Source organism: Methylobacterium sp. E-025, from assembly GCF_022829705.1.
Taxonomy (GTDB): Bacteria; Pseudomonadota; Alphaproteobacteria; order Rhizobiales; family Beijerinckiaceae; genus Methylobacterium.
Genome location: NZ_JAKSYR010000062.1, coordinates 45692 through 60130 on the forward strand (window position 1 = coordinate 45692; position 14439 = coordinate 60130).

Genomic DNA, 14439 nt, shown 5'->3' on the forward strand with positions numbered 1-14439 from the left:
TCTGGCCCTGCCTTCAGCGCGCGAGGGGCAGCGCGGCGGCCGCGGTCTGCGTGTTCGAGAGGGCGGCCTTCATACTCGTCATCAGCGCCTCGGTGGAGGGGGCGAAGACGTCGAGGATCGGGGCCGGGTGGACGCCGTAGTAGATCGTCAGCGCGACGAGCGGCGCGAGGATCAGCTTCTCGCGGTTGTCGAGGTCCAGGATGCCCTGGAGGTTGGGCTTCTCGAGCTTGCCGTAGATCACGCGGGCGTAGAGCCACAGGGCGTAGCCGGCCGACAGGATGATGCCGAAGACCGAGAAGAACGCCACCGTCGGGTTGGCCTTGAACGCCCCCATCATCGCCAGGAACTCGCCGACGAAGCCGGAGGTGCCGGGCAGGCCGACATTGGCCATGGTGAACACCATCATCGCCACCGCGTAGAGCGGCATCCGCTTCACGAGGCCGCCATAGGCGGCGATCTCGCGGGTGTGCATCCGGTCGTAGACCACGCCGACGCCGAGGAAGAGCGCGCCGGAGACGATGCCGTGGGAGATCATCAGGAACAGCGCGCCCTGGATGCCCTGCTCGTTGAGGGTGAACAGGCCGAGGGTGACGAAGCCCATATGCGCCACGGAGGAGTAGGCGATCAGCTTCTTGATGTCGGTCTGCATCAGCGCGGTGAGCGAGGTGAAGATGATCGCGATCACCGACAGCGCGAAGACGAGCGGCGCGAAGGTGTGGCTCGCATCCGGCAGCATCGGCAGCGAGATCCGGATGAAGCCGTAGCCGCCCATCTTGAGCAGGATGCCGGCCAGGATCACCGAGCCGGCGGTGGGCGCCTCGACGTGCGCGTCGGGGAGCCAAGTGTGGACCGGCCACATCGGCATCTTCACCGCGAAGCTCGCGAAGAAGGCCAGCCACAGCCACCATTGCATGCCCACGGGAAAGCGGGTCTGGAGCAGGGTCGGGATGTCGGTCGTGCCGGCCTGCCAGTACATCGCCATGATGGCGAGCAGCATCAGCACCGAGCCGAGCAGCGTGTAAAGGAAGAACTTGAAGCTGGCGTAGATGCGCCGCTTGCCGCCCCAGATGCCGATGATCAGGAACATCGGGATCAGGCCGGCCTCGAAGAACAGGTAGAACAGCACCAGGTCGAGCGCCTGGAACACGCCGATCATCGTCGTCTCGAGCACGAGGAAGGCGACGAAGTACTCCTTCACCCGCGTCTCGATGGAATGCCACGAGGCGCCGATGCAGAACGGCATCAGGAACGTCGTCAGCAGCACCAGCGGCATCGAGAAGCCGTCGACGCCGAGCTTGAACCGGATCGTCTCGGCGAGCCAGGCATGGCTCTCGACCAGCTGGAAGCTCGCCGAGGTCGCGTCGTAGCGGTTCCAGGCCACCAGCGAGAGCAGGAAGGTGACGACCGTGGTGGCGAGCGCCGCCCAACGGGCGTTCTTCGCCACCGCCTTCTCGTCGCCCGACAAGGTCAGGATGAAGGCCGCGCCGCAGAGCGGCACGATCAGCAGCCCGGAGAGGAGCCCTAAGCCGAACATCTAGCGATCCATCCCGTTCGTGAGGGCGGCTTGCGACGCGAGGCCCATCAGTGCCCCCCCGGCTTCGGCAGGCCGGCCATCAGGTACCAGCTCAGGATGCCCGCGACGCCGATCAGCATCACGAAGGCGTAGTGGTAGACGTAGCCGGTCTGGAAGCGGACGACGCCGCGGGTCACGTCGACGACGCGGGCCGCGATCCCGTCCGGGCCGGCGCCGTCGATGGCGCGGCCGTCGACCTGCTTCCACAGGAACAGGCCAAAATCCTTGGCCGGGCGCACGAAGATCCGGTCGTAGAGCTCGTCGACGTACCACTTGTTGAGCAGGAACCGGTACAGCACCGGCTGCTGGGCGGCGAGCTCGGCCGGCAGCTTCGGCCGGCGGATGTACATCACGAAGGCCAGCACGAAGCCGAGCACCAGCATGATGAACGGCGCGTAGGAGACGAGCGCCGGCACGTGGTGGATGTCGTGCATGATGTGGTTGTCGGGGCCGTGCGCCAGCGCGTGGCCCCAGAACGCCTCCATGCCCTCGCCGATGAAGCGGTCTTTGAAGATCAGGCCGGCGAAGAGCGCGCCGAAGGCGAGCACGCCGAGCGGGATCGTCATCACCAGGGGCGATTCGTGCGGCGTGTGATCGCCGTGATGGCCGTGCCCGTGATGGTCGTCGGCGACGAGGTCGCTCTTGTGCGCCGGCTCGACGTCGTGGCCGCGATCGTCGTGGGCGACGCCCTCGGTGTGGCCGGGCGCGCCGTCGGCCTCGTGGGCTGCGGAGGCGTGGGCGACGGCCGGCGCCGCGTGGTCGTCGTGGTGGGCATGCGCCCCCCAGCGGGCCGGCCCCTCGAAGGTGAGGAAGAACAGGCGCCAGGAGTAGAACGAGGTGAAGAACGCCGCGATCACGGTGGCGAGGAAGGCTAGGGTGTGCCCGGGACGCGTCGAGGCGTAGGCCGCCTCGATGATCGCGTCCTTGGAATAGTAGCCGGCGGTGAAGGGGAAGCCGATGAGCGCGAGGGTGCCGATCGCCATCATCCCCGTGGTGAACGGGATGTAGCGGCGCAAGGATCCCATGTTCCGCATGTCCTGCTCGTGGTGCATCGCGTGGATGACCGAGCCGGCGCCGAGGAACAGCAGCGCCTTGAAGAAGGCGTGGGTGAACAGGTGGAAGATGCCGGCGGAATAGGCGCCGACGCCGAGCGCGACGAACATGTAGCCGAGCTGCGAGCAGGTCGAGTACGCGATCACCCGCTTGATGTCGTTCTGCACCAGGCCCACGGTGGCGGCGAAGAAGGCGGTGATGCCGCCGATGACCGTGACGAAGACCAGCGCGTCGGGCGCGAGCTCGAACAGCGGCGACAGGCGCGCCACCATGAAGACGCCGGCGGTGACCATGGTCGCGGCATGGATCAGGGCCGAGACCGGGGTCGGGCCTTCCATCGCGTCCGGCAGCCAGGTGTGGAGCAGGAACTGCGCCGACTTGCCCATCGCGCCCATGAACAGCAGCAGGCAGGTCAGGGTGAGCGCGTGCCAGTCCTGGCCGAGGAAGTGGAAATGCGCGTCCTTGAGCTCGTTCACCCGCGGGAAGATGCCGTCGAAGGCGACCGAGCCGAACAGCACGAAGACCAGGAAGATGCCGAGCGAGAAGCCGAAATCGCCGACGCGGTTGACGATGAAGGCCTTCATCGCGGCCGCGTTCGCAGAGGGCTTCTCGTACCAGAACCCGATCAGCAGGTAGGAGGCGAGGCCGACGCCCTCCCAGCCGAAGAACATCTGCACGAGGTTGTCGGCCGTCACCAGCATCAGCATGGCGAAGGTGAAGAGCGACAGGTAGGCGAAGAAGCGCGGCCGGTGCGGATCCTCCTCCATGTAGCCGACGGAGTAGAGGTGCACGAGCGTCGAGACGGTGGTGACGACGACGAGCATCACCCGGGTCAGCGTGTCGATGCGGAAGGCCCAGTCGACGGTGAGGTCGCCGGCCGTGAACCAGGTCGCGACCTGCACCCGCGTGGCGTGGTCGCCCTCGATGAACACGCCCCAGGACAGGAGCGCCGAGAAGGCGAGGCAGGCGGTGGTGACGTACTCGCAGACCCGCGCGCCGAGGAAGCGCCCGAACAGCCCGGCGATCAGGGCGCCGATGAGCGGGAAGAAGACGATCGCGTGATACATCGTGCGGTCCGGCCTCGCGGGGCAGCGGGTTTCTGGCGGAAGGACGTCGCGGGGGTCCCCGCTCAGCCCTTCATCATGCTGATGTCCTCGACCGCGATGGAGCCGCGGTTGCGGAAGAACACCACGAGGATGGCGAGCCCGATCGCGGCCTCGGCCGCGGCGACGGTCAGGACGAACAGGGCGAAGACCTGGCCGGTGATGTCGTTCAGGTAGGTCGAGAACGCGACGAAGTTGATGTTGACCGCGAGCAGGATCAGCTCGATCGACATCAGGATGACGATGACGTTCTTGCGGTTGATGAAGATCCCCAGCACGCCGAGCGTGAACAGGATCGCGGCGACCGTGAGGTAGTGGCTGAGGCCGATCATCGTGCTGTCTCCGCCCAAGTCTTCAGGGTCGCCCAAACCGTCCGAGCCGCGGCCATCAGACCTCGACGCCCTGGCGCGAGGGCACCTTCCGGGTCTCGACCGCGTCCCCTTGGGTCCGCGCGTTCTGCAGGGCGATGTTCTGCCGCTTCACGCCGGGGCGGTCGCGCAGGGTCAGCACGATGGCGCCGATCATCGCGACGAGCAGGATCAGGCCGGCGATCTGGAAGAAGTAGACGTATTCCGTGTACAGCACCCGGCCGAGGATCACCGTGTTGCTGGTGTGCTCGCCCGCCGCCACGTTGCCGAGCGGCGCCTGCACCAGGCCGGGATCGATCGTCCACGAGCCGACGACGAGAAGAAGCTCGATCAGGAACACCGCGCCGATCATCGCGCCGACCGGGAGATACTGCTGGAACCCCTGCCGGAGCTGGGCGAAATCCACGTCGAGCATCATCACGACGAACAGGAACAGCACCGCGACCGCGCCGACGTAGACCACGACCAGGATCATCGCCAGGAACTCAGCGCCCATCAGCACGAACAGGCCGGCCGCGTTGACGAAGGCCAGGATCAGGAACAGCACCGAGGCGATGGGATTGCGGGACGCGATCACCATGAAGCCCGAGGCGATGGTGAGGCCCGCGAACAGGTAGAAGAAGGCGGCGGCTGCGGTCATGCGCTTGTCGGGATCGGCCGCCGGAGCGGCCCCTTCTGCCTCATGAGAAAACGGTCCGCAAAAACGGTCCGGACCCGGCCGGCCGTCTATAGAACCCGCTCCCGCGCCGCACAACCCGCGGCGCCGGCGACGGGGCGGGGATGTCAGCGGTAGGGGGCGTCCATCGCGAGGTTTCGCGCGATCTCGCGCTCCCAGCGGTCGCCGTTCAGAAGAAGCTTCTCCTTGTCGTAGAGCAGCTCCTCGCGGGTCTCGACCGAGAACTCGAAGTTCGGCCCCTCGACGATGGCGTCGACCGGGCAGGCCTCCTGGCACATGCCGCAGTAGATGCACTTCACCATGTCGATGTCGTAGCGCGTGGTGCGGCGCGTGCCGTCGTTGCGGCGCGGGCCGGCCTCGATGGTGATCGCCTGCGCCGGGCAGATCGCCTCGCACAGCTTGCACGCGATGCAGCGCTCCTCCCCGTTGGGGTAGCGGCGAAGCGCGTGCTCGCCGCGGAAGCGCGGCCCGCGATGGCCCATCTCGAAGGGGTAGTTGATCGTTGCCTTCGGCTTGAAGAAATACTTCATCGCGAGGACGAACCCCGAGACGAACTCCTTCAGCAGAAGGCCCTTGGCGACCTGATCGAGCTTCATGCCGCGATCTCCGATTCCTGGGTGAGGCTCACGCACGACGTCACTCATGCACCTGGAGCGAGGCCGGTCAGCTTGAGCACGAAGGCGACGACGACGACCGAGGCGAGCGAAAGGGGCAGGAAAACCTTCCAGCCCAGCCGCATGAGCTGGTCGTAGCGGTAGCGCGGCACCATGGCCTTCACCATGGCGATCATGAAGAACAGGAAGCTGGCCTTGAGTGCGAACCAGATCAGCCCCGGCACCCAGGTGAAGGGCGCGAACGGGATCGGCGAGAGCCAGCCGCCGAGGAACAGCACCGTGCCGAGCGCGCACATGGTCATGATCGCCACGTACTCGCCGAGCATGAACAGCAGGTACGGGGTCGAGGAGTACTCGACCATGTAGCCGGCGACGAGCTCCGATTCGGCCTCGGGCAGGTCGAAGGGCGGACGGTTGGTCTCGGCGAGCGCCGAGATGAAGAACACGACGAACATCGGGAACAGCCACAGCCAGTACCAGCCGAGGATGCCGAGCGAGGTGTCCTGCGCGATGACGATCTTCGACAGGTTGAGCGAGCCGGCGCAGAGCAGCACGCAGATGATCACGAAGCCGAGCGAGACCTCGTAGGAGATCATCTGCGCCGCCGAGCGCAGCGCACCGAGGAAGGCGTATTTCGAGTTCGAGGCCCAGCCGCCCATCAGGACGCCGTAGACGCCCAGCGACGAGATCGCGAAGATGTAGGTCATGCCGACGTTGAGGTCGGCCAGCGCCCAACCCTCCGCGAGCGGGATCACGGCCCAGGCCGCGAGCGCCAGCGTCGCGAAGACCAGGGGCGCCAGCAGGAACAGCGCCTTGTTGGCGCCGGCGGGAATCACCGGCTCCTTCAGCACGAACTTCAAGAGGTCGGCGAAGGACTGGAACAGGCCGAACGGGCCGACCACGTTCGGCCCGCGTCGCAGCTGCACCGCCGCCCAGATCTTGCGGTCGGCAAGCAGCGCGTAGGCGATGAAGACGAGCAGGCAGGCGAGCAGCAGGAAGCTCTTCAGCGCCAGCAGCAGCACGAGGCCCACGGTTTCCCAAGGTGTCATGGCGGCCCCTTACTCGGCGGCTTCGAGGGCGCGCCCGCGGGCGAGGCTCGAACATTCGGCGAGCACGCGCGAGGCGCGCGCGATCGGATTGGTGAGGTAGAAGTCGAGCACCGGCGAGGCGAAGGTCGCCTTCGCGACCTCGCCGCCGAGGCCGGCCAGGCGATCGACCGCCGCGACCGTGTCGCCCGGCTCGACGCTGCCGATGGCGGCCATGTGGGGGTGCTCGGCGTAGAGCGCCCGGCGCAGGGCCACCAGCGAATCGAACGGCAGGCGGTGGCCGAGCACGTCCGAGAGCGCGCGCAGGATGGCCCAGTCCTCGCGGGCGTCGCCCGGCGGGAAGCCGGCGCGGTTGACCTGCTGAACCCGGCCCTCGAGGTTGACGTAGGTCGCGCTCTTCTCGGTGTAGGCGGCGCCCGGCAGCACCACGTCGGCGCGGGAGGCGCCGCGGTCGCCGTGGGTCCCCTGGTAGATCACGAAGGCGCCGGCCCCGACCGTGCACTCGTCGGCACCGAGGTTGAACACGACGTCGAGGGCGCCGGGCGCGATCATGCCGGCGAAGTCGAGTCCGCCCTCCCCCGGCACGAAGCCGAGATCCAGCGCCCCGACGCGGGCGGCCGCGGTGTTCAGAACGCCGAAGCCGTTCCACGCCGGCGTGACGGCGCCGACGTCCTTGGCGAGCGCGGCGGCGGCGGCGAGCACCGCCGGGTCGGCGAGCGCGGCGGCGCCGACGATCACCAGCGGACGCTCGGCGCCCTTCAGGATCTCGAGGAAGCTGTGCTCGCCCTTGGCCAAAGCCGTCAGCGTGTCGGTGCCGGCGCCGAGATAGGTGTGGGGATAGGTGAGGTCGGTGGCCTCGCCGATCAGGCCGACCGCGAGCGGCCCCATCCGCCAGCGCTTGCGGATGCGGACGTTGAGGAGCGACGCCTCGGTCCGCGGATTGGCGCCGACGAGCAGGATCGCGTCCGCCGTCTCGATGCCGGGGATCGTCGGGTTGAACACGTAGGCGGCGCGGCCCCAGGCCGGATCGAGCCGCTCACCGCCCTGGCGGCAATCGCGGTTGGCGACGCCGAGCCCGGTCATCAGGCTCTTGAGCGCGTAGGTCTCCTCGACCCCAGCGAGATCGCCGACCAGCGCGCCGATGCGCTTGGGATCGGTGCCCTTCACCTTGGCCGCGATCGCGGCGAAGGCTTCGCCCCAGGAGGCGGGGCGCAGGCGGCCGTTCTCGCGCAGGTACGGCCGGTCGAGGCGCTGGACGCGCAGACCGTCGACGGGGTGGCGGGTCTTGTCCGAGATCCACTCCTCGTTGATGTCCTCGTTAACCCGAGGCTCGATCTGCATGACCTCGCGGCCGCGGGCGTCGACGCGAATCGCCGAGCCGACCGCGTCCATCACGTCGACCGATTCGGTCTTCGACAGCTCCCACGGGCGGATGTTGTAGCTCTGCGGCTTGGGCACGAGGGCGCCGACCGGACAGAGGTCGGCGACGTTGCCCTGCAGCTCCGAGCCCATCGCCTCCTCGAGGTAGCTCGTGATCTCCATGTCCTCGCCGCGGCCGATCGCGCCGAGATCCGGCACGCCGGCGACCTCGGCGAGGAAGCGGACGCAGCGGGTGCAGTGGATGCAGCGGTTCATCGCGGTCCGCACCAGCGGGCCGATGTACTTCTCCTCGACCGCGCGCTTGTTCTCGCCGTAGCGGGTCGAGTCGACGCCGTAGGCCATCGCCTGGTCCTGCAGATCGCAATGGCCGCCCTGGTCGCAGATCGGGCAATCGAGCGGGTGGTTGATGAGGAGGAACTCCATCACCCCCTCGCGCGCCTTCTTCGTCGTTCCGGAGCGCGTGAGGACCTCCGGCGGCTCGCCGTTCGGGCCGGGGCGGCAATCCTTGACCGCGTAGGCGCAGGAGGCCACCGGCTTGGGCGCGCCCTTCAGCTCGACCAGGCACATCCGGCAATTGCCGGCGATCGACAGCCGCTCGTGGAAGCAGAAGCGCGGGATCTCCGCGCCCGCCATCTCGCAGGCCTGCAGCAGGGTGAATTCGGCCGGAACATCGACCTCGATGCCGTCGACGAGGATTTTGGTCATGCGCGCTTCTCAGTGCGTCGTGTCGGCGAGATCGAGCCTGCGCTCGATCCGCTCGACCGGAAGTTCGAGACGGTCGATCCGGCCATGGACGCCGGCCAGATTCTCTTCGATGCCGGACAGCCGCACCTTCACATCGTGCATGTCGGCACTCAGCCGATCGACCTTCTCATCGATGCGACGGAGGTACACGAGCATCGGGTTGTCGGGCTGGTCGGTCATCGGCTTCACTCCGCGGCCATCGGCACCGCATCGGAATGCGGGTTGGCGCTGTAGCGGTCGATCCGCTTCTCGATCTCAGGGCGGAAATGGCGGATCAGGCCCTGGATCGGCCAGGCCGCCGCGTCGCCGAGCGCGCAGATCGTGTGACCCTCGATCTGCTTGGTGACGTCGAGCAGCATGTCGATCTCGCGCTTCTGAGCGCGGCCTTCCGCCATGCGCAGCATCACCCGCCACATCCAACCGGTGCCCTCGCGGCAGGGCGTGCACTGCCCGCAGGACTCGTGCTTGTAGAAGTACGCGATGCGGGCGATCGCCTGGACGATGTCGGTCGAGCGGTCGAGCACGATCACCGCCGCCGTGCCGAGGCCGGAGCCGAGGTTGCGCAGGGTGTCGAAGTCCATTTTCGCGTCGATGATCTGCTCGGCGGGCACCAGCGGCACCGAGGAGCCGCCGGGGATCGAGCACAGCAGGTTGTCCCAGCCGCCGCGCATGCCGCCGCAATGCTTGTCGACGAGCTCGCGGAAGGTGATCCCGAGCTCCTCCTCGACGTTGCACGGCTTGTTGACGTGGCCGGAGACGCAGAACAGCTTGGTGCCGGTGTTGTTCTTGCCGCCCAAGCCCGCGAACCACGCGCCGCCGCGGCGCAGGATCGTGCCGGCGACCGCGATCGACTCGACGTTGTTCACCGTCGTCGGGCAGCCGTAGAGGCCCATGTTGGCCGGGAACGGCGGCTTGAGGCGCGGCATCCCCTTCTTGCCCTCGAGGCTTTCCAGCAGCGCCGTCTCCTCGCCGCAGATGTAGGCCCCGGCGCCGTGGTGGACGTAGATGTCGAACGGGTAGCCGTGGACGTTGTTCTGCCCGACGAGCCGGGCGGCGTAGGCCTCGTCGACCGCCCGCTGCAGCGCGTGCTTCTCGGCGACGTACTCGCCGCGGATGTAGATGTAGCAGGCATGCGCCGCCATCGCGAACGAGGCCAGCATGCAGCCCTCGATCAGGAGGTGCGGATCGTGCCGCATGATCTCCCGGTCCTTGCAGGTGCCGGGCTCGGACTCGTCGGCGTTGACCACGAGGTAGTGCGGCCGCCCGTCCGACTTCTTGGGCATGAACGACCACTTGAGGCCGGTCGGGAAGCCGGCGCCGCCGCGGCCGCGCAGGCCCGAGGCTTTCATCTCGTCGATGATCCAGTCGCGGCCCATCTCGAGAAGGAATTTGGTGCCGTCCCACGCGCCGCGCTTCTGCGCGGCCTCGAGGCCCGGCGAGTGCAACCCGTACAGGTTGGTGAAGATGCGATCCTGATCGGCCAGCATGGCTTTGGCTTTCCGTGTCTCAGGTGGCCGGGTCGGTCTTGGTCGGCGCCGCGTCGGGCTTCGATGGCTCCGCGGCGGGCGCGTCCCCGCTCGCGCCCGAGGCTTCCGGCTGCGGCGGCACCGCGTCGCGCGGCAGGTCGGACTGCGCGCCCGCCTCGGCGCCGGCGGGCTCTCCCTCGACGACGCGCTTGGCCGGCGAATCCAGGACGTCGGCGTCGGCCTTGTCGCCGGCCTTGGTCGGCACATCGCCGTCCGCGGCGCGCTGGGCCGGGGCGTCGGCGGCCGGGCGCTCGACGGCGCGGCCGGCATCGGGCTTGGCGATCTTCGGCTCGCTCGCCGCGCGCGCCTCGGTCGAGGCGGCTTCGTCCTTGCCCCGGGCCTCCTCGCCCTCGGCCTTGCTCTTGTCCTCGAAGCGCTGGCGCCAGGCGCCGACGCGCGACCCGTCGAACAGCGTCGCGTCGGTCAGCGTCGCGGCGCCGCCCTGCGGCTCCGACGAGACGCGGCCGGTCTGCGAGCCGACCTTGACCGGACGGCCGGCGGCGAGGTCGTCCATCAGCCGGCCGAGGCTCTCGGGCGTCAGGTCCTCGTAGTAGTCCTGGTTGATCTGCACCATCGGCGCGTTGCAGCAGGCACCGAGGCACTCGACCTCCAGCCAGGAGAAGTTGCCGTCGGCGGACACGTGCCCCGGCGCGCCGAGGCGGGCGTGCAGCATGTCCTTCAGCTCGCGCGCGCCGCAGGAATCGCACGGCACCGTGCCGCAGAGCTGGATCCAGAACCGGCCCACCGGCTCCAGCGCGAACATCGTGTAGAAGGTCGCGACCTCGAGCACGCGGATGTGCGGCATGCCGAGCTCGTCGGCCACCGCCTCGATCGCGCGCCGCGGCAGCCAGCCGCCGTTCTGCTCCTGCGCTTTCCACAGCAGCGGGATCACGGCGGAGGCCTGGCGGCCCTCCGGGTACTTCTCGATCTGGCCCTTGGCCCAGTCCGCGTTCTCCGGCGTGAACGCGAAGCTCTCGGGCTGCTCGGCGGCGGGGGCGAGCCTGCGGTTCGACATATCAGTTCTGGCCCTTCCAGCTCACCGGTCCACCTCGCCGAAGACGATGTCGAGCGTGCCGAGCACGCAGGACACGTCGGCGAGCAGGTGCCCGCGGCACATCCAGTCCATCGCCTGGAGGTGGGCGAAGCCCGGAGCGCGAATCTTGCAGCGATACGGCTTGTTGGTCCCGTCGGAGACGAGGTAGACGCCGAACTCGCCCTTGGGCGCCTCGACCGCGGCGTAGACCTCGCCGGCGGGCACGTGGAACCCTTCCGTGTAGAGCTTGAAGTGGTGGATGAGCGCTTCCATCGAGCGCTTCATCTCCCGGCGCGGCGGCGGCGCGAACTTGCCGTCGATCGAGGCGATCGGCCCCTGCCCCGCCGGCTCGCGCAGCTTGACGCAGCATTGCCGCATGATCTTCACGGATTCCCGCATCTCCTCCATGCGGATCACCTGGCGATCGTAGGTGTCGCCGTTCTTCCCCACGGGGATGTCGAACTCCATCTCCTCGTAGCACTCGTAGGGCTGCGACTTGCGCAGATCCCACGGGATGCCGGAGCCGCGCACCATCGGGCCGGAGAAGCCCCAGGCCATCGCCTCGTCCACCGAGACGATGCCGATGTCGACGTTGCGCTGCTTGAAGATGCGGTTGGACATGACGAGGTCGTCGAGGTCCTGCACCACCTGCAGGAACGGGTCGCAGAACGCCTCGATGTCGTCGATCAGCGCGGGCGGCAGGTCCTGGTGCACGCCGCCGGGACGGAAGTAGTTGGCGTGGAGCCGGGCGCCCGAGGCCCGCTCGTAGAAGATCATCAGTTTCTCGCGCTCCTCGAAGCCCCAGAGCGGGGGCGTCAGCGCGCCGACATCCATCGCCTGCGTCGTGACGTTGAGGAGGTGGGAGAGCAGCCGGCCGATCTCGCAGAACAGGGTGCGGATGAGCTGGGCCCGCCGCGGAACCTCGATGCCGGCGAGCTTCTCGATCGCCAGGCAGAAGGCGTGCTCCTGGTTCATCGGCGAAACGTAGTCGAGCCGGTCGAAATACGGCGTGACCTGGAGGTAGGTCTTGTACTCGATCAGCTTCTCGGTGCCGCGATGGAGCAGGCCGATATGCGGATCGACGCGCTCGACCACCTCGCCGTCGAGCTCCAGCACGAGGCGCAGCACGCCGTGCGCCGCCGGATGCTGCGGACCGAAATTGATCGCGAAGTTGCGGATGTTATGCTCGGTCATGGTGAGCCCTCCGCCTCAAGCCGTCTTCTTCTCGTCGCCGGGAAGCACGTATTCGGTGCCCTCCCACGGCGACAGGAAGTCGAAGTTCCGGAATTCCTGGGTCAGCTTCACCGGCTCGTAGACCACCCGCGCCTCGTCCTGGTCGTAGCGGACCTCGACGAAGCCGGTGAGCGGGAAGTCCTTGCGCAGGGGGTGGCCCTCGAAGCCGTAATCGGTGAGCAGCCGGCGCAGGTCCGGGTGGCCCGAGAACAGGATGCCGTAGAGGTCGTAGGTCTCGCGCTCGTACCAGTTGGCCGCCGGGAACACCTCGATCACGGAAGGGACCGGCGTGACCTCGTCGGTGCGCACCTTGACCCGGATCCGGCAATTGTGGCGCAGGCTGAGCAGGTGGTAGACCACGTCGAAGCGCTCGGCGCGGCTCGGATAGTCGGCGCCGCAGATGTCGATGAAGTTCCGGAAGGCGCAGGCCGGGTCGTCGCGCAGGAACGTCAGCGCGAAGACGATGTCCGAGGCCTGGACGATCAGCGTCAGCTCGCCGAGCGCGATGGCGCGCTCGACCACCGCCGGGCCGAGCGCCCCGGCGACGTGGTCCGACAGCGCCTGCAGCGCCGCGTCGCCAGAGACCGGCTGGGTGTGGGCGAGGATCGAGATGCCGTTGGTCATCGCGTCACCTCAGCGCTCGATCGTGCCGGTGCGGCGGATCTTCTTCTGCAGGAGCAGCACGCCGTAGAGCAGCGCTTCCGCCGTCGGCGGGCAGCCCGGAACGTAGATGTCGACCGGCACGACCCGGTCGCAGCCGCGCACCACCGAATACGAATAGTGGTAGTAGCCGCCGCCGTTGGCGCAGGACCCCATCGAGATCACGTAGCGCGGCTCCGGCATCTGGTCGTAGACCTTGCGCAGCGCCGGGGCCATCTTGTTGGTCAGCGTGCCGGCGACGATCATCACGTCGGACTGGCGGGGCGAACCGCGCGGGGCGAAGCCGAAGCGCTCGCAATCGTAGCGCGGCATCGACATCTGCATCATCTCGACGGCGCAGCAGGCCAGCCCGAACGTCATCCACATCAGCGAGCCGGTGCGGGCCCAGTTGATCAGGTCGTCGGTGGAGGTGATCAGGAACCCGCGGTCGGCGAGCTCGGCGCTGATCGTCAGAAAGGTCGGGTCGTCCGCGCCGATCGGACGTCCGGTGTTCGGGTCGACGAGCCCCTTGGCCTGCGGCGCGATCGCCGGGGCGCGGGACAGTTCGGGAGTGAAGGCCATGGATGCCTCAGGAGCGGACGGGCGGGGCGACGACGCGGGCTAATCCCATTCGAGGGCGCCCTTGCGCCACTCGTAGACGAAGCCGACGGTGAGGACCCCGAGGAAGGCCATCATCGACCACATGCCGAACCAGCCGAGATCCCCGAACGTGATGGCCCAGGGGAACAGGAAGGCGACTTCGAGGTCGAAGATGATGAACAGGATGGCGACGAGGTAGAACCGCACGTCGAACTTCATGCGGGCGTCGTCGAAGGCGTTGAAGCCGCACTCGTAGGCCGAGAGCTTTTCCGGATCCGGGCTCGAATAGGCCACCAGGAACGGGGCCACCAGGAGAGCCGCCGCGATGAACAGTGATACGCCGAGGAACACGATGAGCGGCAGGTAATCCGCCAGGAGACCGGTCATGCGACACCTCTCACGCGCTGGACTGCGCCGCCCTGAATTTCACCGAACGGCGATATGGAATTGCTCCAATGCCAGAGTGCGCGCGGGCCGAGGCTTAGTCGAGCCGACCCGGTGAAACAAGCCGTTTGCGCGTCGCACAATCGCGGCTTGAGACAGACAGGTGGCGCTGTGTCAGGCCTTCGCCAACACGGCAGATCGGCGCAGGCCCGGCAAGGTCCGAGCCGGCCCGGCGGCACCGGGATCGGGCCATGCGGACAATCGCGCTCCGCGTGGCAAGCTCGCGCTTGACACTCCCTGCCCCCCCACATAAACCCCCGCTCGTCGCCGAGGCCCACCGGGCCTTCGAGCGGATGCGCCGTGCGGGCGTAGCTCAGTTGGTTAGAGTGCCGGCCTGTCACGCCGGAGGTCGCGGGTTCGAGTCCCGTCGCCCGCGCCACGTTTCCTCCCTCCCCATCCAGACCGAA

General features: G+C 68.0%; 14 protein-coding genes and 1 tRNA gene. 1 reads left to right on the forward strand and 14 read right to left on the reverse strand.

All coding sequences use genetic code 11. The features are described from left to right. Window positions 1-13: 13 nt before the first annotated feature. From MKK64_RS05880 to MKK64_RS05945, 14 genes are all read right to left on the reverse strand, one after another. Window positions 14-1534, reverse strand: coding sequence for an NADH-quinone oxidoreductase subunit M (locus MKK64_RS05880; RefSeq protein WP_147842752.1), 1521 nt, complete (start codon window positions 1532-1534; stop codon window positions 14-16). Between the two features lie 47 nt (window positions 1535-1581). Next, entirely contained in the window at window positions 1582-3693 is a 2112-nt protein-coding gene (gene nuoL, locus MKK64_RS05885) for an NADH-quinone oxidoreductase subunit L (RefSeq protein ID WP_243932610.1), read from the reverse strand. Window positions 3694-3755: 62 nt separating this feature from the next. Continuing rightward, window positions 3756-4061 carry an NADH-quinone oxidoreductase subunit NuoK gene (gene nuoK, locus MKK64_RS05890; RefSeq protein WP_147726106.1) on the reverse strand — a complete coding sequence of 102 codons (306 nt, stop codon included), beginning with the start codon at window positions 4059-4061 and terminating at the stop codon, window positions 3756-3758. 55 nt (window positions 4062-4116) lie between these two features. Next, a complete protein-coding gene (locus tag MKK64_RS05895; RefSeq protein WP_147726107.1) occupies window positions 4117-4737 on the reverse strand; it encodes an NADH-quinone oxidoreductase subunit J in 621 nt (206 codons plus the stop codon). Window positions 4738-4880: 143 nt separating this feature from the next. Further along, entirely contained in the window at window positions 4881-5369 is a 489-nt protein-coding gene (nuoI, locus tag MKK64_RS05900) for an NADH-quinone oxidoreductase subunit NuoI (protein WP_147726108.1), read from the reverse strand. A 44-nt stretch (window positions 5370-5413) separates the two neighbouring features. Further along, window positions 5414-6436, reverse strand: a complete 1023-nt coding sequence (gene nuoH, locus MKK64_RS05905; RefSeq protein ID WP_147726109.1) for an NADH-quinone oxidoreductase subunit NuoH — start codon at window positions 6434-6436, stop codon at window positions 5414-5416. Between the two features lie 9 nt (window positions 6437-6445). Continuing rightward, window positions 6446-8518 (reverse strand): NADH-quinone oxidoreductase subunit NuoG, encoded by a 2073-nt coding sequence (gene nuoG / locus MKK64_RS05910; protein WP_243932611.1) that lies wholly within the window; start codon window positions 8516-8518, stop codon window positions 6446-6448. A gap of 9 nt (window positions 8519-8527) precedes the next feature. Further along, on the reverse strand, window positions 8528-8737 hold the full coding sequence (locus MKK64_RS05915) for a hypothetical protein (protein ID WP_243932612.1): 210 nt from the start codon (window positions 8735-8737) through the stop codon (window positions 8528-8530). A 5-nt stretch (window positions 8738-8742) separates the two neighbouring features. Then, complete coding sequence (gene nuoF / locus MKK64_RS05920; RefSeq protein ID WP_243932613.1) at window positions 8743-10044, reverse strand: NADH-quinone oxidoreductase subunit NuoF; 1302 nt, start codon at window positions 10042-10044, stop codon at window positions 8743-8745. 19 nt (window positions 10045-10063) lie between these two features. Next, on the reverse strand, window positions 10064-11098 hold the full coding sequence (gene nuoE / locus MKK64_RS05925) for an NADH-quinone oxidoreductase subunit NuoE (protein WP_243932614.1): 1035 nt from the start codon (window positions 11096-11098) through the stop codon (window positions 10064-10066). Between the two features lie 21 nt (window positions 11099-11119). Next, window positions 11120-12310, reverse strand: a complete 1191-nt coding sequence (locus MKK64_RS05930) for an NADH-quinone oxidoreductase subunit D (protein WP_147728467.1) — start codon at window positions 12308-12310, stop codon at window positions 11120-11122. A 15-nt stretch (window positions 12311-12325) separates the two neighbouring features. Further along, a complete protein-coding gene (locus tag MKK64_RS05935) occupies window positions 12326-12973 on the reverse strand; it encodes an NADH-quinone oxidoreductase subunit C (protein ID WP_243932615.1) in 648 nt (215 codons plus the stop codon). Between the two features lie 9 nt (window positions 12974-12982). After that, entirely contained in the window at window positions 12983-13570 is a 588-nt protein-coding gene (locus MKK64_RS05940; protein ID WP_147728470.1) for a NuoB/complex I 20 kDa subunit family protein, read from the reverse strand. Window positions 13571-13609: 39 nt separating this feature from the next. After that, on the reverse strand, window positions 13610-13975 hold the full coding sequence (locus MKK64_RS05945; protein WP_147728471.1) for an NADH-quinone oxidoreductase subunit A: 366 nt from the start codon (window positions 13973-13975) through the stop codon (window positions 13610-13612). 359 nt (window positions 13976-14334) lie between these two features. Here MKK64_RS05945 and MKK64_RS05950 point away from each other — a divergent pair. Further along, window positions 14335-14411, forward strand: a tRNA-Asp gene (locus tag MKK64_RS05950). The last annotated feature ends 28 nt before the right edge of the window (window positions 14412-14439 follow it).